The following is a 21,764-nucleotide window of genomic DNA, read 5'->3' as shown; positions in this document are numbered from 1 at the left end:
AATCCCTGGTAATTAAAGTATAATAGTAAATAAGAAATGATATGTCAGATACCTGTTTCAGAAAGGGGTGTTTGCCCATGACCAGGTAACATATATAGTCTATAATCTTACTCAAACGATTCAGAACGGCTTTCGCCGAATCTTACTTAATTAATTTCAGTGATGTTTTATTCATGCAGTTTCGCAGTAATTTTCCCAACACAAACGTAATCAAATAAAAACAGAACTGGTATCTGAATGTGTCTTTTCTTAAATATAAAAGTGACATTAAAAGATTGTCAAATTGAAGAAAGGGAGCAGGTACCTGAATTTTTGTTATCACGAGACAGCTTCAAGTACCGCTAAATATTATGAATATCAGAAGAAACACAGAGCGAAATCTGGAGACAGAGCTGCAGAGCTATCAGGACAGCGGTATCCGTCTCCTTCTGGAAGGGAGGGAAAGCAGCCCGGAGTCCATTGCAGACGCCTGTGCCGTCGCAGAGCACGGTACATATATGCGGGATTATATTCAGGACGAAACAGGGAAATTAAACATAATTGATTTTAATTTTGTAAGTGAAGACGAGTAAATAAACAGTCCGTCCGGCAGGAAAACCGTAAGGTCCCTTGTATAACCACCTGCCGGACGGCATTAAATTACGGTTTTGTGGCGAGGTGGGGTGGATACCCGGACGAAAAGCAGCGGGGGACCTCCGGCGGCTGCGGTCTGTTGGGCAGACTGGGCTTCGGGTTGAAGTGATTCTAAGACTTCCGGAGGCCACTCTCCAGGGGTACCGGGGAAAGTCCGGTGGAAGGCTTGATGCCTTCCATCCTCCGTTCCCCTCGCCCGCCGTGCTTGAGGCACAGCGGACGCCCCCTGGAGAGCGGCCTCCGGAAGTCAAGAATCACTAACAACCCTGCAGAGGTCTGCCCGTCAGGCCGCAGCCGCCGGAGATCCCCCGCTGCTTTTCTGGCTGTTCCAGACGGTACAATGGCTCTCGCCAGAGGTGGAACCCCGATAGTCTCAGGCGGTAGATTTCGATATTTAATAAAGAAATACTGGCGCCAGTCGGCCGCGATAAGCCAGCAATTACTGTCTGAAACCATCCTGATGACACTTTCGGAGAACTTGGGTGAAGAGTTTTAGATCACCAGAAAGGCTGGGAGGAGGCGGGGCGGAACAGGGACGGCGCCATGGATTTCTGCAGGCCTGATTAGTTCTGCTTAGCGGGCAGCAGCGCCGGAAGGGAGGGCAGGTATTGTGCCTCACGCACAATACCTGAAGGGCACGGAGGATAGAAAGACATCAGTCTTTCTACCGGACTTGCCCTGGTACCTCCCTGTAGGTGCTGATGGCCGTTTAGCAGAACTTCAGGCCGAAGCCTTCCATGGCGCCGTCCCTGTTCCGCCCCGCCTCCTCCCAGCCTTTCGTCCGGATATCCAAAACGCCTCCCTTCTCCGACCAATTGGAAGCAAACCCATAATTTTCCGTTGAAATTTATGTCGAAAAAAATAGTCTTTCAATTGATATCAGATAGCTTTAATGTTAAAATGATGAATGATGAGGAGTAATTTAGGAGGAATAAGGGATGCATAGAAATAAATCGCCGCTGCCGGTTGTCATTTGTCTGGTTATTGTTGCGGCAATCGTAGGGATTGGTGGATTTTTTATCAATCGTTATTCGCCTACGGGAAAAAAGATGAATAAGAGTGAATATTATGGCCTGTCTTCCGGAGATCAGGCAGCTTTGATTGTTAATGATGAAGTGCTGGAAGAAAAAGGGCTGGTGATAGACGGAGAAGTATATGTTGATTATATGACAGTCTGGAATTATCTGAATAGTGGTTATTATTGGGAAGCAGGAGCTTCCCAGCTGCTGCTCACATTGCCGGCGGGGACAAATACCTGGGTGCCGGGAGACGGGAGCGGTGCGGTGATTCTGGGTGAGGACGGTGTGCCTTATATTTCTGCTGCCTGTATCAGAGAGAATTCGGATATAGATATGGAGATCCTGGAAGAGCCATACCGGGTCGTGGCCAGAACTTCCTGGAGCGGGGTGACTGCCGGGACTATGACAGAGGATACCAAGGTCCGGTACAGAGGAGGGCTCAAAAGTGAGATTCTGACGGAGGTGAAGAAAGGGGATACGATCGTATTCCTGGAGGATCTGCAGGACTGGTGCCGTGTGTCTACTGCTGACGGCTATGTGGGTTATGTGCAGAGCAGCACCTTTATGAAGAACAGCGAGGCCGGTCTTCCCCATACGGCGGATGCGCGGTTCCAGTTCCAGAGAATTTCTCTGGATCATAAAATAAACCTTGGCTGGCATTATGTGGATTCCCTGGAGGGAAACAGCTATCTGGGCGAGCGCATCGCGGAAGCAGCGGGTCTGAATACCATATCGCCCACCTGGTTTTCTCTGGCAGATGAACAGGGGAGTCTGGTTTCCTACGCTGATAAGGCATATGTGGATCAGGCCCACGCCGCAGGGCTTCAGGTATGGGGAATGCTGGGCGATGTGAATGGAAGTCCGGTAAAGACGGGAGATGTGCTGGCCGGCGCGTCTGCCAGAGCCAATATCATTCAGCAGCTGATGCAGATTGCGACGGATTGTGGAATGGATGGCATTAATGTAGATTTTGAATCCATCAGGGAGGACAGCGCGCCTCAGTATCTCCAGTTTCTCAAGGAGCTGTGCGTGGCAGCCCATGCGCAGAACCTGGTGGTTTCTACAGATAATTTTGTCCCGACCTATACGAAGTATTATAAGCGCGCTGAACAGGCGAAGACAGTCGATTATTTGATTATCATGGGATATGATGAACATACGGCATCTTCGGAAGAGATCGGTTCGGTAGCGTCCCTGCCGTTCGTAGAACAGGGAATTCAGGATACGCTGAAGGAGGTTCCCGCGGGGCAGGTGATCAATGCAATTCCATTCTATACCAGGAGCTGGGTAGAGACCTTTGGCACTTCTGTGCCGGAGAGCCAGGCTCTGGGCATGGATGCTGCAGCTGCCTTTGTGGAAGAGCATGGGATTGTCACCGCATGGGATGCCTCTGTGGGACAGAATGTGGGAAGTGTGGAAGACGGCAGCGCGCGGTACAGCATCTGGCTGGAGGATGAGCAGTCTGTAGAAGCGAAGATGAAGCTCATTGCCCAATACGATCTGGCAGGTGTGGCGGGATGGCGGCTTGGATTTGAACGGGCATCCGTCTGGAATATAATTGCGCAATATCTGGCGGTATAGGCAGGCAAAAAAGAATCAGGAAAGGGAACGGAGGACACGTACAATGGCTGGCAATGGGAATGAAGAGATGTTCAAGACAACGCTGATGGGTGGATTTGACAAGGACGATGTCCTTCGTCAAGTTCAGAAGATGAAAGACGAAGCATATGCAGAGAAGAGTAAGCTGCTGCTGGTATTGAAGGGCAAGGACAAGAAAATAGCCGAACTGACCAATAGAATGGCGTTGAAGGAGGCCGAGATAGAACGTCTGGAGAGGGATATTCGGGAGAAATACCAGTCCTATATAGATAACTATGAGATGATCAGCCAACTGGTTTTTGACGCAAAGGTGCGGTCGGACCGCATGATCAGTGAGGCAAAGGCGGAGAGCGAGAGGATTCTCGGGGAGGCCCAGGCTACTGCCCAGAAGTGCCTGGATTCCGTTCAGCATGAGGTTGATGATAAATTATCCGAGGGCAAGAAAAAATATGTGGCCGTCCAGGAAGAACTAAATGACATTGTAGAACTGATTAACCAGGTACAGCGCCGCTTTATGCAGTCCTACAAGTCAGTTCATGCCATTGTCAGCACTATGCCGGAATCCCTTCAGGATCTGGAGGATGAGATGGAGGAGGATCTGATCCAATCCCAGCCCCTTGAGGCAATAGAGGACAGCCTGGATGAGGAAGACAGCCTGGAGGACCAGGCCCAGCTGGACGAGAAGCTTGCGGATCTCCTGCATGATGAGGAGGAATGAGCCGGAGGAAACATGATTAAATCTCCAGAGGCATATATTACTATAAATATAGCCCTGGAGATATTTTTTGAAAAAAAGAAGATGGTTGGAGCTTTGTATGGCTGTGCTGTTGCTGGGAGGCGTGTACTTCCTGTCCGGTAAAGGTGCTCAGCTGGTGAACGCACAGAAAAGTGGTGCAAAAGTGGTCGTGTTGGATGCGGGGCACGGCGGAGATGATCCGGGAAAGATCGGCGTGAATCAGGTGAACGAAAAAGATGTTAACCTGGTGATTGCAGACAAGGTAAAAAAAGAGCTGGAAGCAAAAGGGATTACCGTAGTCATGACGAGGGAAGAGGATAAAGGCCTGTATGAAGAGGGAGCCAAAAACCATAAGGTTCAGGATTTGCAGAACCGGGTGGAACTAATACATAAAGCAGCTCCCGCATGCGCTGTCAGCATCCATCAGAACAGCTATCCGGAGGAATATGTGAAGGGGGCGCAGGTCTTTTATTACACAGATTCGGCAGAGGGGAAAAGGCTGGCCGAATGCCTGCAGGACACTCTGGTGAGCGAGGTGGACCCGGATAATCACCGTCAGGCGAAGGGAAACACCAGTTACTATCTGTTGAAAAAGACAGATGTGCCCATCGCGATTGTGGAATGCGGCTTTCTGAGCAACTGGGAGGAGGCGGAGCTTTTGAACGACAGCGGCTACCAGGATCAGCTGGCGAAGGCTGTCTGCCATGGGATTGAGAGCTATCTGGAGGGGGAGAAATAGGGGTTTTCATTTCTCTGAAAGAATGCTATACTTATGAAGAATATGGGAAGGTAAAGATGATGAAAGCAAAAATGGTTCAGATGACTGAGAAGCAGCTGGATATGGATGCGTTGCGGGAAGCAGGAGAGATCCTGAAGAGGGGCGGCCTGGTGGCTTTTCCTACTGAGACGGTCTACGGCTTGGGCGGGAACGCTCTGGATCCGGAGGCCTCCAGAAAAATATATGCGGCGAAGGGAAGGCCCTCTGATAATCCCCTGATCGTTCACATCGCCGGGATGGAGGATCTCCCGGCGATTGTCAGTGAGATTCCGGAAAAGGCGGAAAAGCTGGCAGAAGCTTTCTGGCCGGGGCCGCTGACCATGATTTTTAGCAAGAGTGATAAAGTACCTTATGAGACCACGGGAGGTCTGGACAGCGTGGCAGTCCGTCTCCCGAGCAACCGAATTGCGCAGGCGCTGATTCGGCAGGCGGGAGGATATGTTGCGGCGCCCAGCGCTAATACATCCGGAAGGCCCAGCCCGACGCTGGCTGTCCATGTGCAGGAGGATCTGGAAGACCGGATAGATATGATCATAGACGGCGGACAGGTCGACATCGGTCTGGAATCTACCATTGTAGATTTTACTGAAGACCCTCCGGTGGTTCTGCGGCCGGGCTATCTGAACCGCTCCATGCTGGAAGAGGTGCTGGGAGAAGTGAGGATAGATCCCGGCATACTGTCAGCGGACAGCAGGGTCCGTCCGAAGGCTCCGGGAATGCGGTATAAGCATTATGCCCCGAAAGCGGATCTGGCGGTTGTGGAGGGGCCGGAGCAGGATGTCCCCGGGAAGATCAGAGAGCTCGTTCATGAGAAAATAGACGCTGGTTATAAGACTGGCGTTATTTGCACGTCCGAGACCAGAGGGGAATATCCGGAGGGAATCATATACAGTATTGGGTGCAGAGCCGAGGAAGAGAGCATCGCGCGCCATTTATATGAGGTTTTGCGCAGATTTGATGAAGACGGCGTAGAATATATATATTCAGAATCTTTTTACACACCTCGGATGGGACAGGCGATCATGAATCGCCTTCTGAAGGCGGCAGGACATGAGATAGTCGAGATACAGTGAGGTGACCGGCGTGAAAAAATACGACAAATTAATATTCGTGGATTCTGATGATACGGACAGAGCTCCGATGGCATCAGCGATCATGCAGAAAAAATATCTGTTGTCACCGCTGAAGGTCTGCTCCAGGGGTCTTGTGGTCCTTTTCCCAGAGCCGGTTAACCAGAAGGCGGAAGCAGTTCTGGTCAGCAACGGGCTGACGGCAAAAGAGCATGCGGCTACCCAGCTGTCCCAGGAAGATATCAGCGGGAAGGTGCTGCTTCTGACGATGGAAGAAGCACAGAAGGAAAAAATCCGGACAGGCTATACAAACGCGCTGAACGTGTATACGATTGCGGAATATACAGGAGTGAGTGAGGATGTGGCCCCGTTGTACGGAGCGCCGCTGTCCGCTTATGGAAAGTGCTATGAAACCCTGGAAGCTCTGATCAACAGGCTGGTGATACAATTAAATGAGGAGGAACTGAAAAAATGATCGGTTTGGGATGTGACCACGGCGGTTACGAGTTAATGCAGGAAGTGAAAAAGCATCTGGATAAGAGAGGGATCCCATATCAGGATTTTGGATGTTACAGCAGGGATTCGGTGGATTATCCGGATTATGCGCGGCAGGTAGGGCATGCGGTACAGGAGGGAAGCTGCGAAAAGGGCATCCTGATCTGCGGAACGGGAATCGGCATCTCCATCACGGCCAATAAAATGCCAGGAATCCGTGCCGCACTGTGCAGCGACTGTTTTTCTGCAGAAGCGACACGGCTGCATAACGATGCGAATATTCTGGCCATGGGCGGACGCGTGGTAGGAGCCGGCCTGGCGCTGAAGATAGTGGATACCTTTCTTGACACTCCTTTTTCAGAGGAAGAACGTCATAAGAGAAGAATTTATAAAATTGAACATCCGGAAACATAATATAAGACAAAAGAAGAAGGAGAGCATCATTATGGCAAAGACAATTATTATGGACCACCCGTTAATCCAGCACAAGATCGGAATCATCCGCCGGGAAGATACTAGTTCAAAGGAATTCCGGGAGATGATCGGAGAGGTGGCCATGCTGATGTGTTATGAGGCCGCCAGAGAGCTTCCTCTGGAGGATGTGGAAATTACCACTCCAATCTGCCAGACCACCGTCAAGAAGTTGGTAGGCAAGAAAATGGCGGTAGTGCCTATTCTGCGCGCCGGCCTGGGAATGGTTGAAGGTATGCTGACGATCATACCGGCCGCCAAAGTAGGCCACATTGGTTTGTACCGTGATCCGGAAACGCTGGAGCCAGTGGAGTATTACTGCAAGCTTCCTTCTGATATAGCCAGCCGCGAGGTGTTCGTGACAGATCCCATGCTGGCAACCGGCGGTTCTGCCACGGCCGCTATTACCATGCTGAAGGAAAAGGGGGCCAAGAAGATTCATTTCATGTGTATCATAGCGGCTCCTGAGGGTATTAAGAAAATGCATGAGATGCATCCGGACGTGGATCTGTTCATTGGGGCGCTGGACGACCATCTGAACGATCACGGATATATTGTGCCGGGACTGGGTGACGCGGGAGACCGCATTTTCGGAACGAAATAGGCAGGTACCGTTATGAATGATAAGCGCAAAGACTATATAACCTGGGACGAATACTTTATGGCTGTTGCAAAGCTGGCCGGAATGAGGTCGAAAGATCCGAATTCACAGGTGGGGGCCTGTATTGTCAGCGCTGACAACAAAATACTTTCCATGGGATATAACGGATTTCCTATGGGCTGCTCGGATGATGAATTTCCCTGGGGAAGGGACGATGAAGACCCGCTGAAGACGAAATACGTCTACGTAACCCACAGTGAGCTGAACGCGATCCTGAATTACCGGGGAGGAAGCCTGGAGGGGGCAAAGCTCTATGTATCCCTGTTTCCATGCAACGAGTGCGCAAAGGCCATCATCCAGGCGGGAATCAAAACGGTAATCTATGACAGCGATAAATACGACGGGACTCCGGCGGTAATGGCTTCTAAAATGATGTTCCAGGCAGCGGGGGTGCAGTTCAAGAAATATACGCCGACGGACCGGAAAATTGAAATTACGGTATGAGGGGGTAATTTACCGGAAGTTCTAAGCGGAGTGAACATATTGGGCCGGCCTGATCGAATCTGGATCAGGCCGGCCCTGTGTCTGTGAAACAACGCTCTGCTATTTCCGCTTATTAATACGCTCTTCCCCAGTATACCATCTTTTTAGCAGGTTTCCCGCAGCAGACACAGACGTCGCTTAACTGCTCCTGCTCAAATGGAATACACCGCGAGGTGGCGGCAAAATCTTCCTTAATCTTGTCCTCACACTCCCGGCAGCCGCACCACATGGCGCGTATGAAACCTGGACGCTGATTAACGGTTTTGTCAAATTCCTCATAAGTAGTCACATCGTAGGTATGAGAATTCCTGTGAGCGAGAGCTTTATTGTACAGATTCGCCTGAATTTCCTCAAGCAGCTCTGCGGCTTTGGCTGGAATCTCGTTTATAGAGACTATATATTTCTCGCGGGTATCCCGGCGGACCAGGACAGCCTGGCCGTTTTCGATATCCTTTGGCCCGAGCTCCACGCGTACGGGAATGCCGCGCATTTCCTGTTCTGAGAATTTCCAGCCGGGGCTTTTTTCTGAATCATCCAGTTTTACGCGGATATCTGCGGCTTTCAGAGCTTCTCTGATTTCAAGGGCCTTGTCCATAACTCCCGCAGCGTCCTGGCGGATGGGAATAACCATGACCTGGGTGGGGGCGATTCTGGGCGGAAGAACCAGGCCGCTGTTGTCGCCGTGCACCATGATCAGGGCGCCAATCATGCGGGTGGTCATGCCCCAGGAGGTCTGGTGTACATATTTCAGAGTGTTATCCTTGTCGGCGTATTGAATGTCAAAAGCCTTTGCAAAACCGTCGCCGAAGTTGTGGCTGGTGCCGGACTGGAGTGCCTTGCCGTCGTGCATCAGGGATTCGATGGTGTATGTTGCCTCAGCGCCGGCAAATTTTTCCTTATCAGTCTTCCGGCCTTTGATGACCGGTATCGCAAGCACCTCCTCGCAGAAATCCGCATATACGTTCAGCATCTGGATGGTGCGCGCCTCAGCTTCTTCTGCTGTAGCGTGCGCGGTGTGACCTTCCTGCCAGAGAAATTCCCGTGAACGGAGGAAGGGGCGGGTAGTCTTTTCCCATCTCACGACAGAGCACCACTGATTATATATCTTCGGCAGATCCCTGTGAGAGTGGACATCCCTGGAATAGAGGTCACAGAAAAGGGTTTCAGAGGTGGGACGTACACACATGCGCTCCTGAAGTGGTTCCAGTCCGCCGTGGGTGACCCAGGCAACCTCGGGAGCAAAACCTTCTACATGATCCTTTTCCTTCTCCAGAAGGCTTTCAGGAATAAACATGGGCAGATATACGTTCTCCACGCCTGTTTCTTTAAAGCGGCGGTCCAATTCATGCTGAATGTTTTCCCAGATGGCGTAGCCGGCCGGTTTGATTACCATGCAGCCCTTTACGCTGGTATAGCCTACAAGCTCTGCTTTTGTGACCACATCCGTATACCACTGGGCGAAATCGTCTTCCATGGATGTGATGGCTTCTACTAATTTTTTGTCCTTTGCCATAATGGTTCTCCTTCTCTTTTTTTGATCTCCTATAAAGATACAAAGAGTCCGGCTTGCCGGACTCGCGCGCCGGAGCGCGGTCGCCTTAGCGGCCATATTTCTTTAGCGTGGAATGCGCATCCCCCGGTGGGTTTTTATTTCATAGGAAGAACTTCCTATGAAATAAAAAAATGCCCGTCCCCAGACAGGGACCGACAATTAATTCGGTGGTACCACCCTCATTAGCCGTCTGATACAGAAGGCTCACTCGTTTATCGCCTTAACGCGGCGGCACGTCCTGCTTCTCGCAGGCAGCTCCAGGGGCCGGTTCCATATCTTCCAAACGAAAGCCTTGCACCGGATGGCTTTCTCTCTGAGGATCTTCTGACATGTACTATTCCCTATCAACGCTCTGTTATTGTTAATTCCGTTTCATTCTAAGATAAATTGCAGGATTTGTCAAGATTCTAAAATCTTCTTGCCCATAGACATATACGTAAAAATCCCCTCTGCCAGCACTGTCCCATTCTGATCTTCAACAGAAACCTCATAGACCAGAATTCTTTTGCCATGTTTCAGCTCGCGGGCCTTTCCGTAAAGACAGGTGACATCCAGGCCGGCTCTCAGATAGTGAAGGTTGCCGTCCAGAGTTGTAACCTGATAACCATAGGAGCTGGCAGCAGCCCCGCCCACTACGTCGGCCATGGTGGCAAGGCACCCTCCATGGACAGAGCCGATGGGATTCAGATGATCTTTTGTGACAGGCATTTCAGCCCGGGCAGATCCTTCGCCTAGCTGTGTGATATGAAGACCTATATAATTGGCAAAAGCATTCAGATGATTCCGGTGTTCTTTTAACCTTTCAAAATCCATACCAGTCGTTATCCTCCGTTTCGTCCTCTCGGTAAGTGATGAAGCCTAAACTGCTGCATATCCAGTTAATATAGTATGTCCTTTGGGGGAAATTGTCAATATGCTGTAGTATGCGTTGGAGGTGTAAAAGATAGGTGGAGTTGACATTCATAGTGCAATTATGGTCTTGATTTTAATTGGTCGGTGAGGGGGGAGGTGTTTGGGATACCCCGTCTCCTGTCTGCCTTTCTGGTGATCGAAAACGCCTCACCCAGGATCTCCGAAAGTGTCGCTGGTATTGTTTCAGACAATCATTATTGACTAATTGTGGTCAATTGGCGCCAGTATTTCTTTCTTGTATTCCGGAATCTACCGTCTAAGACCATTAGGGTTCCCGCCTTAGGTCTCCCGCTGCTTTTCGTTCAGGTATCCATACATCTAACCACAAAACCATAATAGGGCTGTGAATGGTAATCTGGTGAAATTGTTCCTTTGACAGCCGGAAGAGATATGTTACAATAGTAGCGGACAGTAATGAACAAGAAATGAAGGAGACGAAAGCGTTGAGGATAAAATTGCCTGCTACTGTAAAAGCAATCCTGGACAGCCTTCATGCCGCCGGCTTTGAAGCATATGCGGTAGGGGGCTGTATCCGGGACAGCATACTGGGAAGGCGGCCGGATGACTGGGATATTACCACGTCAGCCCGCCCGGAACAGGTGAAGGAGATTTTTAACAGGACTGTGGATACGGGTATTGCTCATGGGACGGTAACGGTTCTGGTTGGCAGTAAGCCTCATGAAGTGACTACCTACCGGATAGATGGGGAATACAGAGATGCCAGGCATCCGGAGGAGGTGACCTTCACGGCCAGTCTTCCAGAGGATTTGAAACGGAGGGATTTTACGATCAATGCCATGGCATATAATGAGGAAGATGGTCTGGTGGATCTGTACGGAGGCATAGACGACCTTCAGAGAAAAGTGATCCGCTGTGTGGGGGACCCCATGGAACGGTTTTCGGAGGATGCTCTGAGGATACTACGGGCGGTCCGCTTTTCAGCACAGCTGAGCTTTGGAATTGACAGAGATACGGTGGCAGGCATCATCCGTCTGGCTCCGACTCTCGAAAAAATCAGCGCGGAGAGGATCTGTGCTGAGCTCATGAAGCTGATTACCTCTGATCATCCGGATTATCTGAAAGTGGCTTATGAAGCGGGAATAACAAGAATTATTCTGCCAGAATTTGATGAAATGATGAGGACTCCGCAGAATAATCCGCACCACTGCTATACTGTGGGAGAGCACACATTGAAAAGCATGTGCGCTGTGGAGGCGGACAAGACGCTTCGGCTGACCATGCTGCTCCATGATATCGGAAAACCTTCCTGTCATACTACAGATGAGAATGGCATCGATCATTTTAAGGGGCATGGGCTTCTGGGAGCAGAGATGGCAAAGGCAGTCATGAGGCGGCTGAAGCTGGACAACGGTACAATTCGCCAGGTAACCACATTGGTGAAATATCATGACTGGAGGATGCAGCCTGAGGAAAAAGAAGTGCGCCGCGCAGTCCATAAGATCGGCACGGAATTGTTTCCGCTTCTGATTAAAGTACAGAATGCAGATACCCTGGCGCAGAGTGAGACATACAGGACGCTGAAACTTCAGCGGATTATAGAGGTATCTTTGGTATATGAAAGAATAATGAAGGCAGGCCAGTGCCTGAAACTGAAGGACTTAGAGATCACAGGACGGGACATTCTGTCCCTGGGCGGCAGGCCCGGTCCGGAGGTCGGTGAACTGCTGAATGCGGCTTTAGAGGAAGTGCTTAATGAACCGGGCAAAAATAACAGAGAATATCTGCTGGATTTTGTAAAAAACAGGATCAATTAAGAACGCTGATAAAAAATAGGAGGTAAACGGATGATACAGTGTATGGACTCGGAAAATCTTCACCGGAGGCTGAAAAAAATAATAGGACAGGTTCAGGCCATCGACCGCATGGTTGATGAGGACGTCCCCTGCGAGGATGTCCTGGCACAGATCAATGCTGCAAAATCGGCTCTTCATAAGGCCGGGCAAGTGGTGCTGGAGGGGCATATCAATCACTGTGTGCGCGATGGGATCGAGCACGGGGATGCGGATCAGACCATTAAAAGCTTTACGAAAGCGGTAGAACGTTTTGCGAATATGTAATAGAAAACGGTGAGGGCTCAATAGAGGATGCACAGGGAACCGGCCGGCGTATATCGGGAAAGGACAGCTGCAAGCTATATTTTGTGGCTGTCTTTTTTTGTACTTGACAACCAATACCCCTATAGGTATTATAAACATATACCCCTATGGGTATAAAGGAGGGCGGTTATGAAAAGACTAAAAGGACTATTGGAATGGGGAGGAATTAAAAAAGACGTCGCTTTCCTGGTGATTTCAGGTGCGGCGCTGCTGGCCAGCATGTTCAGAATATTCCCGATACCATTCGACGCAGCCTGGGCCGCTGTCGTGCTCTGCGGAATCCCGATTATCATGGAAGCCGTAACCGGACTGGTGACTGCTTTTGATATCAAGGCTGACGTGCTGGTATCGCTTGCGTTAGTTGCCTCCATCATTATTGGAGAGTATTTTGCGGCCGGTGAAGTGGCTTTTATCATGCAGCTGGGCGGACTGCTGGAAGAACTGACCGCCCAGCGGGCCAGGGCGGGGATTGAAAAGCTGGTGCGCCTCACCCCTCAGACGGCCAGAGTTGTGGAAGGGGAGACGGAAACCATAGTTCCGGCCGGTCAGGTGAAGACAGGCGATATTCTCAGAGTCCTTCCGGGAGAAAGCATACCCGTCGACGGCGTGGTACTTACCGGGCATACTTCAATTAATCAGGCGGTTATGACAGGCGAATCCCTGCCTGTTGACAAAAGTGCGGGAGATGAGGTTTCGAGCGGTACCGTCAATCAGTTTGGGAGCTTTGATATGAGAGCCGAACGGGTGGGGGAGGATAGCTCTATCCAGAGGATGATCCGTCTGGTGCAGTCGGCTGATGCGGGGAAAGCAAAAATAGTTGGCATCGCCGACCGGTGGGCAACCTGGATTGTAGTCATCGCTCTGGGCGCCGCCGGACTGACATGGCTGGTTACAGGCGAAATCTTGCGTACTGTGACGATATTGGTAGTATTTTGTCCCTGTGCGCTTGTGCTTGCAACACCAACCGCTATCATGGCGGCAATGGGGAATGCCACAAAACATGGGTTTCTTATACGGGAAGGGGATGCGCTGGAAAGACTGGCCGGTGTGTCTCGCATAGCTTTCGATAAAACAGGAACACTGACTTTTGGGACACCTGAAGTAACCATTGTGAAAAGTATACTTCCGGAGATCACAGATGAAGAACTGTATGCCTGTACAGCGGCTGCCGAGCAGCGTTCGGAACATCCTCTCGGCCGCGCTGTGACACGTTGTTACCAGCAGAAAACAGGGCGATTTAATTTTCAGGCGGAGGAATTTCAGATGATTCCCGGGCGGGGAGTCATGGCCTGCGCCGGCGGCCGGGAAATTCTGGCCGGAAACAGAGAACTGTTAGAAGAACATGGTATAACCATAGAGGATAAAACAGCAGAAGACATAAAATCCTGTCTGCTTCGGGGGAACACGGCGGTTTATGTTGCGATAGACGGGAGATTTGCAGGATATCTTGCGCTGGCCGATACCCTGAGGCCGGAAAGCGTGGACACGATCAGCAGAATAACAGCTCTGGATATTCATCCAGTGCTTATAACAGGCGACCGGGAGGAAACTGCGAAGAGCATCGCCGGACTGCTGCAGATTGCCGAAGTCCATGGGAACTGCAGGCCGGAGGATAAATTGAACTGGATCAGCCATTACGAGGAAAACTGCCAGCTAATCTGTATGATCGGAGACGGAGTAAACGACGCCCCGGCCCTGAAAAAGGCCGCCGTAGGAATAGCCATGGGAGGCGTGGGAAGTGATATAGCAGTGGATGCGGCAGACATTGTGCTGGTGAGTGACGAGATAAAAGAATTGCCCCATCTGCTGGAATTGTCCAGGAGAATGATGAACACGATTAAATGTAACCTGAGCTTTTCTATGATACTGAATTTCCTGGCTCTGGCCCTGGCGATGGCTGGTATTCTTAATCCTGTGGTGGGAGCGCTGGTTCATAATGCGGGTTCTGTGCTTGTCATCATTCATTCTGCTGTTTTATTGAAGTGGAGCGGGAAAAATCGATTAGCCGTATCTAATTGTACTGAACATCCTGAAAAACAGTGAGCGGCGGATATGGATCGGACTCACTGTAAAACCAGAAATATTCTCATCCCTCTGAGCATAGGATAGAAAGACGAAAGGGGGAGCGCCAGTGTACGATCGTGGTTTATGGGTGTTGGAGCAATATGGGCTTACAGCGAGGACAGCCTGCCGTGGAAGAGGAGTTTTGCTGTATGAAACTTCAGACGGATGGGTCAGCATTAAAGAATACAGTGGGACAAAACGGAAGCTGGAACAGCAATACGAGCTGATGAGCCGGATAAAAGAGGCAGGATTTCCCTATCTGGACTGTCTCCGGAGAAATCTGGAGGGTGAACTGATCTCCTATGATAAAGAAGAAAACGCCTATGTGCTGCGTGACTGGTACGTGGGAAAAGAATGCGATACCCGTTCTATCAGCGATATTGAACGGGCGGTGAGGAAGCTGGCTGTTTTACATAAAGTGATGCGGGGGGAAATCCAGAACGAGTATGTGAGAGAGTCACTGGTCCATGAATGTGACCGCCACAATGCGGAAATCCGGAAGACCAGGAAGTTTATACAGAAGAAGCAGAAAAAAAATGGTTTTGAAGTGAGACTTTTGAATTGCGCGGAGCTGTTTCTCCGTCAGGGAGAGCAGGTGGTTCAGGAGCTGGAAAATTCGGATTATGAGATTCTCCGGAAGGAGAGCCTGAATTTGGGAAGTATTTGTCATGGAGACTATAATCAGCACAACGTGCTGTTCAATGGCAACCAGATAGCCATCACAAATTTCGATAAATGGAATTACGACATACAGGTAGCAGATTTATATCATTTTATGAGAAAAATTCTGGAAAAGCATAACTGGGACCTGAGCATGGGACTGGGAATGCTGGACACCTATCAGGAAGTCAAACCGCTGTCAAAAGCAGAGTTAAACAACCTGAGGATCCGTCTGGCATATCCATGGAAATTCTGGAAATTATGCAATTTCTACAGCAGCACAAATAAAGCCTGGATTTCAGGAAAAAATATGGAAAAGCTGGATCAGCTGCAGAGACAGTGGAAAAACTGGTTATATTTTCTTGAAAAAGCTTTTTGACTTTCGGTGAACCTGGGTGAAGCGTTTTAGGTCACCAGAAAGGTTGGGAGGAGATGGCGCCGTCCCTGTTCCGCTCCGTCTCCTCCCAGCCTTTCGTTCGGGTATCCAAAACGCCCGCCCTTCCCCGACCATTTGGAATCAAAACCGAAATTTTTTGATTTCTTTTTGGGGTGTATTGGTATATAATAGGCATAGATATCAGTTATCTAAAACGAAACGGAGGTGCCAACATGGATTACAGGGAAATTTATGAATCCTGGCTGAACAATCCTTATTTTGATGAGGATACGAAAGAGGAACTGCGTGCCATCGCGGATGACGAGAACGAGATAAAGGAGAGATTTTATAAGGAGCTGGAGTTCGGAACGGCCGGGCTTCGGGGGATTATTGGAGCGGGGACTAACCGGATGAATATTTATACTGTCCGGAAGACTACGCAGGGGCTTGCCAATTATATCCTGGCTGTCAACGGGCAGGACAAGGGTGTGGCGATTGCCTATGATTCCCGCCGGATGTCTCCGGAATTTGCGGATGAGGCGGCTCTCTGCCTGGCGGCCAATGGCATCAAAGCGTATATATTTGAGTCTTTAAGGCCGACGCCGGAGCTGTCCTTTGCCCTGAGGAAGCTTGGATGCATTGCGGGTATCAACATCACGGCCAGCCATAACCCGCCGGAATATAATGGATATAAGGTGTATTGGGAGGACGGAGCGCAGATCACCCCGCCTCATGATACGGGAATTATGGATGAGGTCCAGAAGGTCACGGATTATAACGATGTGAAAACGATGGACCGTGAGAAGGCGCGGAACGTGGGGCTGTATCAGGTGATTGGACAGGCTGTGGATGATGCGTATATTGAGGAACTGAAGAGCCAGGTATTACATATGGATTCTATTCAGGAGATGGCGAAGGAACTGAAGATCGTCTATACGCCTCTGCATGGAACCGGCAATATTCCCGCTCGCCGTGTGCTGAAAGAGCTGGGCTTTGAAAATGTATATGTCGTGAAGGAGCAGGAGCTTCCCGACGGAGAATTTCCGACTGTGAGCTATCCCAATCCTGAGGCAGAGGAAGCGTTTGAACTGGGCCTGAAGCTGGCGAGGGAAGTGGATGCGGATCTGGTGCTGGCTACCGATCCTGACGCGGACCGCCTGGGTGTGCGGGTGAAGGACTCCAGCACAGGCGAATACCATACGCTGACAGGGAATATGTCCGGCTGCCTGCTGGCAGATTATGAAATCGGGCAGAGAAAAGAGCTGATGGGGCTTCCGGAGGACGGGGCCATGATCTCTACGATCGTTTCGACGAATATGGCAGGCGCAATCGCCAGATACTATGGAGTGAAATTTATCGAGGTGCTGACCGGATTTAAGTATATCGGGCAGCAGATTCTGAATTTTGAGACCAGCGGCAGGGGAACGTATCTCTTCGGATTTGAAGAAAGCTACGGCTGCCTGATCGGCACCCATGCACGCGACAAGGATGCGATCGTGGCTACGATGGCGCTCTGCGAGGCCGCCGCATATTACAAGACGAAGAATATGACACTCTGGGATGCCATGCTGGAGCTGTATGAGAAATATGGTTATTACAAGGATGAAATCCAATCCATCACGCTGAAAGGTATCGAAGGCCTGGCCAAGATCCAGGAGATCATGAATACCCTGAGGAAAGATCCGCCGAAACAGATCGGTTCCTACCGGGTGACGGCCGCCAGAGATTACAAAGAGGACAAGACAGTGAACTTTGTCACCGGAGAGACGGGAACCACAGGACTCCCCAGTTCTAATGTCCTTTATTATGACCTGGAGGATGATGCATGGCTTTGTGTCCGCCCTTCAGGCACAGAACCGAAGATCAAATTTTACTATGGAATCAAAGGCAACTCTCTGGCCGATGCCGATGAGAAATCTGAGAAGATGGGAAGAGAAGTGCTGGATATGATTCAGAAAATGATGTGACCCATGAAGGATGAGAAATATACGTATGAAGATTTTCGCAGGATCATAGCGAAGCTGCGCGCTCCGGAGGGCTGTCCCTGGGACCGGGAGCAGACCCATGCGTCGTTGAAAAGCTGCATGATTGAAGAAGCCTATGAAGTGGTGGACGGCATCCGGATTCTGGACGAGACAGGCAAGCCGGACAACCTCTGTGAGGAGCTGGGGGATGTGATGATGCAGGTATTCCTTCACAGCCAGATTGCGGAGGAGGAGGGGTTGTTCAGCCTGGATGACGTGGTGGACGGAATCAGCCGGAAGATGATTTACCGCCATCCCCATGTATTCGGGACCGCGGAGGCGGATACGGCGCAGAAGGTGCTCCAGAACTGGGAGGAACTGAAGAAAAAAGAAAAGGGCGATTTGACGCCTGAAGAAGAAATCGCGGCGATCCCACACAGCCTTCCGTCTCTGATACGGACTTCCAAGGTCCTGAAGAAGCTGGACCGGTATTATGGGGTATTCCAGAATGAGAAGGACAGCTTCCAGGAGGCGTCAGACAGCCTGGAACAGATGCTGGCAGAGGAGAAGCCGGAAAAGATCAGGGAGAAAGCCGGCGAGGTCTTACTGCAGGTTTGCAATATTCTCAGGCTGCTGGAAATAAATGGAGAAGAGGCGCTGACAGAGGCCCTGGAGAAGTTGTTAAAAATGTATGAAATACCGGAATGACCTTGACAAACGGGCATCCTGAGTATATAAATATTTGTAGAGTTATGATAGCATTCGCTCACCTCCCTGAGAAAAGTGGGCGTCTGATATTAATTTAGCTTAAAGAATGATTAGGAAGAAAACACAGGAGGAGATTTACTCATGAACAAAACAGAATTAGTAGCAGCCATGGCTGAGCAGACCCAGTTATCTAAAAAAGATACCGAAGCAGCTTTGAAAGCTTTCGTTGATGTTGTTTCCGCAGAACTGAAGAACGGAGGAAAAGTACAGCTGGTAGGATTCGGTACCTTCGAGGTATCCGAGAGGGCTGCAAGAGAGGGTAGAAATCCCCAGACCGGAGCGACCATGAAGATCAAAGCATCTAAGACTCCGAAGTTTAAAGCCGGAAAAGCATTAAAGGATATGATGAACTAATTTATGAGACTTGATAAATATCTGAAAGTGTCCCGGCTGATCAAGCGCCGCAGCGTAGCGAATGAGGCGTGTGATGCAGGCAGAGTTCTCATCAATGACAAGCCGGCTAAGGCATCGGCCCAGGTGAAGGCAGGCGATGTGCTGGAGATCTTATTCGGCACGAAATCTGTCCGGGTAGAGGTACTGAATGTGCAGGAGACCGTCAGGAAGGAAGAAGCACAGGAACTGTACCGGTATTTATAAACCAGGAATAAGTATAAAAAGGCCCCCATATAATGGAGAATAGACCATTATATGGAGGCCTTTTGTATGGAAGAACGCTTGCACCGGCTGACACTTTCCCAGCGCAAGGAAGGCACAATCACGGGGGTTGTGGATGTGTTTTCTTTTGATGAGCATGAGATACTGCTGAAAACAAGCCAGGGGATGCTGACAGTCAAGGGGAAAGAGCTTCACGTGAGCAGGCTGGAGCTTGAAAAGGGCGAAGTGGACCTGGAAGGGCAGGTGGACGCCCTCCTGTATACCGGGCAGGAACCGAAGCAAAAGCAGGGCTCGCTTCTGTCCCGGCTCTTTGGGTAAGCTCTATGAGCGGGTATATGACCAGGGAACTCCTGCTGTTTGTCAAGTCATTCTGGTATGGGGCAAGCCTGCTGCTTCTCTATGATATTCTGCGAATATTCCGCAAGGCTTTCCGGCATGGGAAAATATTGACGGCCACGGAGGATATTATTTACTGGGTTTTCTGTGCCGTCTATTTATTCAGCAAATTTTATCAGGAAAACAGTGGAATTTTGAGGGCATATCTGTTTGCCGGAGTTCTGCTGGGAGTATTTGCATGTTCTGCAAGCATCAGCACTCCTTTTGTCAAATGCGGCGCGTGGCTGTTGAACGGATGTAAAAAAATATTAGGAATACCGCTAAAAGGAGTAAAAAAAATAATAAAAAGGTTGAAAAATCAGTTGTTTCGGTTTAAAATTTATGTAAACAATTCTAGGGGCGAAAAAAAGGAAGAAGGCAGCCTTCATCCATCCCAGAAACCCAGGCGCAGAAAATGCGCCCCCGGAGGAAAGCATGAAAAAAGAAAAAAGCAGAAACAGCCGCAGAGCAATGAAAGCACATCAGAATAAAGTGACAATGATAGGAATTACTTTTGTTGTATGTGTACTCATGGTGACCTTGCTGGTGCAGGGGCAGAAATTAAATGCCAAACTGTCATCCAACCAACAGCGGACTTCTGAGCTGGAGCAACAGATAGAGAACGAGAATCAGAGGACTGAGGATATCAGTGAGATGCAGGAATATATGCAGAGCGACGAATATCTGGAGAAGGTGGCGAAGGATAAGCTGGGTCTTGTAAAAGACGGTGAGATCATATTTAAGGAATCAAACTAATATTACGATTTTTGTTGAAAAGTTTTTTGGATTTTTCTAAGATCTTTGACAAAGTTTTTAAGTGTAAGCGTCTATAATACTCCCTAGCACATGTCCGGGGATTCCGGGTGATGTACTGGAAGAATGTCCGGCCGGGGCCGGATTGGGCAGGAGGGGAGCATCAGATGCACGAAGTAATTATTGCCATGCTCGGGATCATTGCTGTTCTAGTGATACGGGACATGGCAAAAACTGTCTTATCAGGAAGAAAAGACAGAGGCCTGTCTGAGATATACGAACACCATCCCCAGAAAGAACAAATGGAAAAATATGCGGCATCCTTTCAGAAACTGGCGAATTCATTCTATAACATGCCTTTTCGGAAGGAACACCTGACAGCTCCGGAAGTGGAGGAAATCTTTGATAAAATGCAGAAGGGAATCTGTTCCAGATGTCCGAAAGCAGAATCCTGCTGGAATCTCTGCTTTCACCTGACGTACCAGCAGGGCTGTGAGCTTCTGAATGCGCTGGAGGACGGGGAACAGGAGCACATCGCCCTGGCGTTCGGAGACTGGGTGGAACACTGTATTAACGGGGCGAAATTTTTGGAAGAGATCCGGGGCCAGTACGTCCGGGCCAGGCAGGATCTTCTGTGGAATAACCGGCTGATTGAGAACCGGCTGGCAGTTGCGGAGCAGCTGGGGGAGGTGGCTCATATCATGCAGATGGCCGCAGAGGATATTTACAGTATTACAGGAGTTCCCCACGAACTGGAGGAACAGGCACGGAAGACGCTGAAGAAGCAGCATGTGGTTGTGAAAAAAATGTGGATGCTGGAAAAGCCGGAGGACCGCCTGAAGATCTTTGTCACCATGCGTGTCCGGGGAGGACAGTGTGTGACGGTAGGGGAGATTGCCAGGCAATTGTCCGCGATCTGTGATACCCGGCTGATCGCTGCCAAGGAGGGGCGCAACGTGCTGAACAGTGATTACACCACGGTGTTCTTTACAGAGGATACCAATTACCGGGTGCTGTACAGCGCGGCTAAGGTGACTAAAGACAAGGAAACCGTTTCGGGGGACAGCTACACCTGCTGCGATGAGGATGGCCAGCTGGTGATGTGCCTTTCGGACGGCATGGGTTCCGGCCTGGCGGCCAGCCGTGAGAGCGAGGCGGTTGTGGAACTGCTGGAGGAATTCATCACTTCAGGATTTTCCAGAGAGACAGCGGCCAAGATGATTAATTCGGCCCTTGTGCTTCAGAGAAGCGACGGGATGTTTTCCACGGTGGATCTCTGCTCGTTGGATCTCTATACCGGCGTCTGCAGCTTTCTGAAAGCTGGGGCTGCCACGACCTTTATCCGGAGGGACCAGTGGGTCGAGACGATCAGCTCTACCAGTCTGGCGGCGGGCCTGGTACAGCAGCTGGATTTTGACACTTCGGTCAAAAAGCTGTATGATGGAGACTATCTGGTGATGGTTACGGATGGAGTTCTGGACGCGCTGCCGCTGAAGCAGGAGGAAGAGACCATGAAGGAAATATTGCTGAATATCCACAGCACCTCGCCCAGAGAATTTGGACGTGCCGTGCTGGAAAGGGTGCTGAGCTACTGTGAATACCGTGCGAAGGATGATATGACGGTGCTTGTGGCAGGCGTGTGGAAAAAAGCGTAGGAGCTGAA

General features: G+C 50.1%; 23 protein-coding genes and 1 other annotated feature. Of the genes, 21 read left to right on the top strand and 2 right to left on the bottom strand.

Translation table 11 applies throughout. The features are described from left to right. The first annotated feature begins 350 nt into the window (after nucleotides 1–350). From H9Q79_RS11385 to H9Q79_RS11345, 9 genes are all read left to right on the top strand, one after another. On the top strand, nucleotides 351–572 hold the full coding sequence (locus H9Q79_RS11385) for a hypothetical protein (RefSeq protein WP_118644213.1): 222 nt from the start codon (nucleotides 351–353) through the stop codon (nucleotides 570–572). Nucleotides 573–1,571: 999 nt separating this feature from the next. After that, complete coding sequence (locus tag H9Q79_RS11380) at nucleotides 1,572–3,233, top strand: glycosyl hydrolase family 18 protein (protein WP_249328326.1); 1,662 nt, start codon at nucleotides 1,572–1,574, stop codon at nucleotides 3,231–3,233. A gap of 43 nt (nucleotides 3,234–3,276) precedes the next feature. Further along, nucleotides 3,277–3,969 (top strand): coiled-coil domain-containing protein, encoded by a 693-nt coding sequence (locus tag H9Q79_RS11375; protein WP_118642842.1) that lies wholly within the window; start codon nucleotides 3,277–3,279, stop codon nucleotides 3,967–3,969. 67 nt (nucleotides 3,970–4,036) lie between these two features. Beyond that, nucleotides 4,037–4,726 (top strand): N-acetylmuramoyl-L-alanine amidase, encoded by a 690-nt coding sequence (locus tag H9Q79_RS11370; RefSeq protein ID WP_249328325.1) that lies wholly within the window; start codon nucleotides 4,037–4,039, stop codon nucleotides 4,724–4,726. A 59-nt stretch (nucleotides 4,727–4,785) separates the two neighbouring features. Further along, nucleotides 4,786–5,838 carry an L-threonylcarbamoyladenylate synthase gene (locus H9Q79_RS11365; protein WP_249329716.1) on the top strand — a complete coding sequence of 351 codons (1,053 nt, stop codon included), beginning with the start codon at nucleotides 4,786–4,788 and terminating at the stop codon, nucleotides 5,836–5,838. A 10-nt stretch (nucleotides 5,839–5,848) separates the two neighbouring features. After that, nucleotides 5,849–6,310: an arsenate reductase/protein-tyrosine-phosphatase family protein gene (locus H9Q79_RS11360; protein WP_249328324.1), complete on the top strand. Its 462-nt coding sequence runs from the start codon at nucleotides 5,849–5,851 to the stop codon at nucleotides 6,308–6,310. Further along, nucleotides 6,307–6,744 (top strand): ribose 5-phosphate isomerase B, encoded by a 438-nt coding sequence (gene rpiB, locus H9Q79_RS11355; RefSeq protein WP_118642848.1) that lies wholly within the window; start codon nucleotides 6,307–6,309, stop codon nucleotides 6,742–6,744. Before H9Q79_RS11360 ends, rpiB begins: the two co-directional genes overlap by 4 nt. 31 nt (nucleotides 6,745–6,775) lie before the next feature. Beyond that, nucleotides 6,776–7,405 (top strand): uracil phosphoribosyltransferase, encoded by a 630-nt coding sequence (upp, locus tag H9Q79_RS11350; RefSeq protein WP_118642850.1) that lies wholly within the window; start codon nucleotides 6,776–6,778, stop codon nucleotides 7,403–7,405. A gap of 12 nt (nucleotides 7,406–7,417) precedes the next feature. Further along, on the top strand, nucleotides 7,418–7,906 hold the full coding sequence (locus tag H9Q79_RS11345; protein WP_249328323.1) for a deoxycytidylate deaminase: 489 nt from the start codon (nucleotides 7,418–7,420) through the stop codon (nucleotides 7,904–7,906). Nucleotides 7,907–8,018: 112 nt separating this feature from the next. On the opposite strand, the gene proS is transcribed toward H9Q79_RS11345, so the two are convergent. Together proS and H9Q79_RS11335 are read right to left on the bottom strand one after the other, a co-directional pair. Beyond that, a complete protein-coding gene (gene proS, locus H9Q79_RS11340; RefSeq protein WP_249328322.1) occupies nucleotides 8,019–9,458 on the bottom strand; it encodes a proline--tRNA ligase in 1,440 nt (479 codons plus the stop codon). Between the two features lie 183 nt (nucleotides 9,459–9,641). Continuing rightward, nucleotides 9,642–9,854 (bottom strand) — a binding site (T-box leader). Nucleotides 9,855–9,896: 42 nt separating this feature from the next. Further along, nucleotides 9,897–10,310, bottom strand: coding sequence for a PaaI family thioesterase (locus H9Q79_RS11335; protein ID WP_118642874.1), 414 nt, complete (start codon nucleotides 10,308–10,310; stop codon nucleotides 9,897–9,899). A gap of 542 nt (nucleotides 10,311–10,852) precedes the next feature. Between H9Q79_RS11335 and H9Q79_RS11330 the strand changes: the two genes are divergently transcribed. The 12 genes from H9Q79_RS11330 (at nucleotide 10,853) to H9Q79_RS11280 (ending at nucleotide 21,756) form a co-directional block, all read left to right on the top strand. Further along, nucleotides 10,853–12,184, top strand: coding sequence for a CCA tRNA nucleotidyltransferase (locus tag H9Q79_RS11330; RefSeq protein WP_249328321.1), 1,332 nt, complete (start codon nucleotides 10,853–10,855; stop codon nucleotides 12,182–12,184). Nucleotides 12,185–12,214: 30 nt separating this feature from the next. Beyond that, complete coding sequence (locus H9Q79_RS11325; protein ID WP_118642876.1) at nucleotides 12,215–12,487, top strand: metal-sensing transcriptional repressor; 273 nt, start codon at nucleotides 12,215–12,217, stop codon at nucleotides 12,485–12,487. Nucleotides 12,488–12,655: 168 nt separating this feature from the next. After that, the gene (locus H9Q79_RS11320) at nucleotides 12,656–14,569 is read left to right on the top strand and encodes a heavy metal translocating P-type ATPase (RefSeq protein ID WP_249328320.1); all 1,914 of its coding nucleotides are present in this window, start codon (nucleotides 12,656–12,658) and stop codon (nucleotides 14,567–14,569) included. Between the two features lie 88 nt (nucleotides 14,570–14,657). Next, nucleotides 14,658–15,629 (top strand): CotS family spore coat protein, encoded by a 972-nt coding sequence (locus tag H9Q79_RS11315; RefSeq protein WP_118642880.1) that lies wholly within the window; start codon nucleotides 14,658–14,660, stop codon nucleotides 15,627–15,629. Between the two features lie 230 nt (nucleotides 15,630–15,859). Continuing rightward, complete coding sequence (locus tag H9Q79_RS11310; RefSeq protein WP_249328319.1) at nucleotides 15,860–17,593, top strand: phospho-sugar mutase; 1,734 nt, start codon at nucleotides 15,860–15,862, stop codon at nucleotides 17,591–17,593. Nucleotides 17,594–17,596: 3 nt separating this feature from the next. Continuing rightward, nucleotides 17,597–18,298 (top strand): nucleoside triphosphate pyrophosphohydrolase, encoded by a 702-nt coding sequence (mazG, locus tag H9Q79_RS11305; protein ID WP_118642882.1) that lies wholly within the window; start codon nucleotides 17,597–17,599, stop codon nucleotides 18,296–18,298. Between the two features lie 141 nt (nucleotides 18,299–18,439). After that, nucleotides 18,440–18,712 (top strand): non-specific DNA-binding protein Hbs, encoded by a 273-nt coding sequence (locus H9Q79_RS11300; protein ID WP_118642884.1) that lies wholly within the window; start codon nucleotides 18,440–18,442, stop codon nucleotides 18,710–18,712. Between the two features lie 3 nt (nucleotides 18,713–18,715). Continuing rightward, nucleotides 18,716–18,955, top strand: coding sequence for an RNA-binding S4 domain-containing protein (locus H9Q79_RS11295; RefSeq protein ID WP_118642886.1), 240 nt, complete (start codon nucleotides 18,716–18,718; stop codon nucleotides 18,953–18,955). A gap of 51 nt (nucleotides 18,956–19,006) precedes the next feature. After that, nucleotides 19,007–19,291 (top strand): sporulation protein YabP, encoded by a 285-nt coding sequence (gene yabP / locus H9Q79_RS11290; protein WP_408646424.1) that lies wholly within the window; start codon nucleotides 19,007–19,009, stop codon nucleotides 19,289–19,291. A 5-nt stretch (nucleotides 19,292–19,296) separates the two neighbouring features. Beyond that, complete coding sequence (yabQ, locus tag H9Q79_RS18645; RefSeq protein ID WP_408646423.1) at nucleotides 19,297–19,839, top strand: spore cortex biosynthesis protein YabQ; 543 nt, start codon at nucleotides 19,297–19,299, stop codon at nucleotides 19,837–19,839. Beyond that, nucleotides 19,784–20,104, top strand: a complete 321-nt coding sequence (locus H9Q79_RS11285) for an FtsB family cell division protein (protein WP_249328318.1) — start codon at nucleotides 19,784–19,786, stop codon at nucleotides 20,102–20,104. The genes yabQ and H9Q79_RS11285 overlap by 56 nt, the downstream gene beginning before the upstream one ends. A 164-nt stretch (nucleotides 20,105–20,268) precedes the next feature. Continuing rightward, the gene (locus tag H9Q79_RS11280) at nucleotides 20,269–21,756 is read left to right on the top strand and encodes a SpoIIE family protein phosphatase (RefSeq protein ID WP_249328317.1); all 1,488 of its coding nucleotides are present in this window, start codon (nucleotides 20,269–20,271) and stop codon (nucleotides 21,754–21,756) included. Nucleotides 21,757–21,764: the final 8 nt, after the last annotated feature.

Source organism: Wansuia hejianensis (assembly GCF_014337215.1).
GTDB classification, from domain to species: Bacteria; Bacillota; Clostridia; order Lachnospirales; family Lachnospiraceae; genus Scatomonas; species Scatomonas hejianensis.
The sequence above is the reverse complement of the archived record's forward strand: the minus strand, read 5'-3'. Positions and strand labels throughout refer to the sequence as shown.

Bases quoted from the DNA above. Each gene is read 5' to 3' on its own strand.
- H9Q79_RS11385 (WP_118644213.1), top strand. From the start codon at position 351: ATGAATATCAGAAGAAACACAGAGCGAAATCTGGAGACAGAGCTGCAG.
- H9Q79_RS11325 (WP_118642876.1), top strand. From the start codon at position 12,215: ATGATACAGTGTATGGACTCGGAAAATCTTCACCGGAGGCTGAAAAAA.
- upp (WP_118642850.1), top strand. From the start codon at position 6,776: ATGGCAAAGACAATTATTATGGACCACCCGTTAATCCAGCACAAGATC.
- H9Q79_RS11320 (WP_249328320.1), top strand. From the start codon at position 12,656: ATGAAAAGACTAAAAGGACTATTGGAATGGGGAGGAATTAAAAAAGAC.
- H9Q79_RS11295 (WP_118642886.1), top strand. From the start codon at position 18,716: ATGAGACTTGATAAATATCTGAAAGTGTCCCGGCTGATCAAGCGCCGC.
- mazG (WP_118642882.1), top strand. From the start codon at position 17,597: ATGAAGGATGAGAAATATACGTATGAAGATTTTCGCAGGATCATAGCG.
- H9Q79_RS11345 (WP_249328323.1), top strand. From the start codon at position 7,418: ATGAATGATAAGCGCAAAGACTATATAACCTGGGACGAATACTTTATG.
- rpiB (WP_118642848.1), top strand. From the start codon at position 6,307: ATGATCGGTTTGGGATGTGACCACGGCGGTTACGAGTTAATGCAGGAA.
- H9Q79_RS11365 (WP_249329716.1), top strand. From the start codon at position 4,786: ATGAAAGCAAAAATGGTTCAGATGACTGAGAAGCAGCTGGATATGGAT.
- H9Q79_RS11285 (WP_249328318.1), top strand. From the start codon at position 19,784: ATGAAAAAAGAAAAAAGCAGAAACAGCCGCAGAGCAATGAAAGCACAT.
- H9Q79_RS11300 (WP_118642884.1), top strand. From the start codon at position 18,440: ATGAACAAAACAGAATTAGTAGCAGCCATGGCTGAGCAGACCCAGTTA.
- H9Q79_RS11310 (WP_249328319.1), top strand. From the start codon at position 15,860: ATGGATTACAGGGAAATTTATGAATCCTGGCTGAACAATCCTTATTTT.
- H9Q79_RS11380 (WP_249328326.1), top strand. From the start codon at position 1,572: ATGCATAGAAATAAATCGCCGCTGCCGGTTGTCATTTGTCTGGTTATT.
- H9Q79_RS11335 (WP_118642874.1), bottom strand. From the start codon at position 10,310: ATGGATTTTGAAAGGTTAAAAGAACACCGGAATCATCTGAATGCTTTT.
- yabP (WP_408646424.1), top strand. From the start codon at position 19,007: ATGGAGGCCTTTTGTATGGAAGAACGCTTGCACCGGCTGACACTTTCC.
- H9Q79_RS11280 (WP_249328317.1), top strand. From the start codon at position 20,269: ATGCACGAAGTAATTATTGCCATGCTCGGGATCATTGCTGTTCTAGTG.
- H9Q79_RS11375 (WP_118642842.1), top strand. From the start codon at position 3,277: ATGGCTGGCAATGGGAATGAAGAGATGTTCAAGACAACGCTGATGGGT.
- proS (WP_249328322.1), bottom strand. From the start codon at position 9,458: ATGGCAAAGGACAAAAAATTAGTAGAAGCCATCACATCCATGGAAGAC.
- yabQ (WP_408646423.1), top strand. From the start codon at position 19,297: ATGAGCGGGTATATGACCAGGGAACTCCTGCTGTTTGTCAAGTCATTC.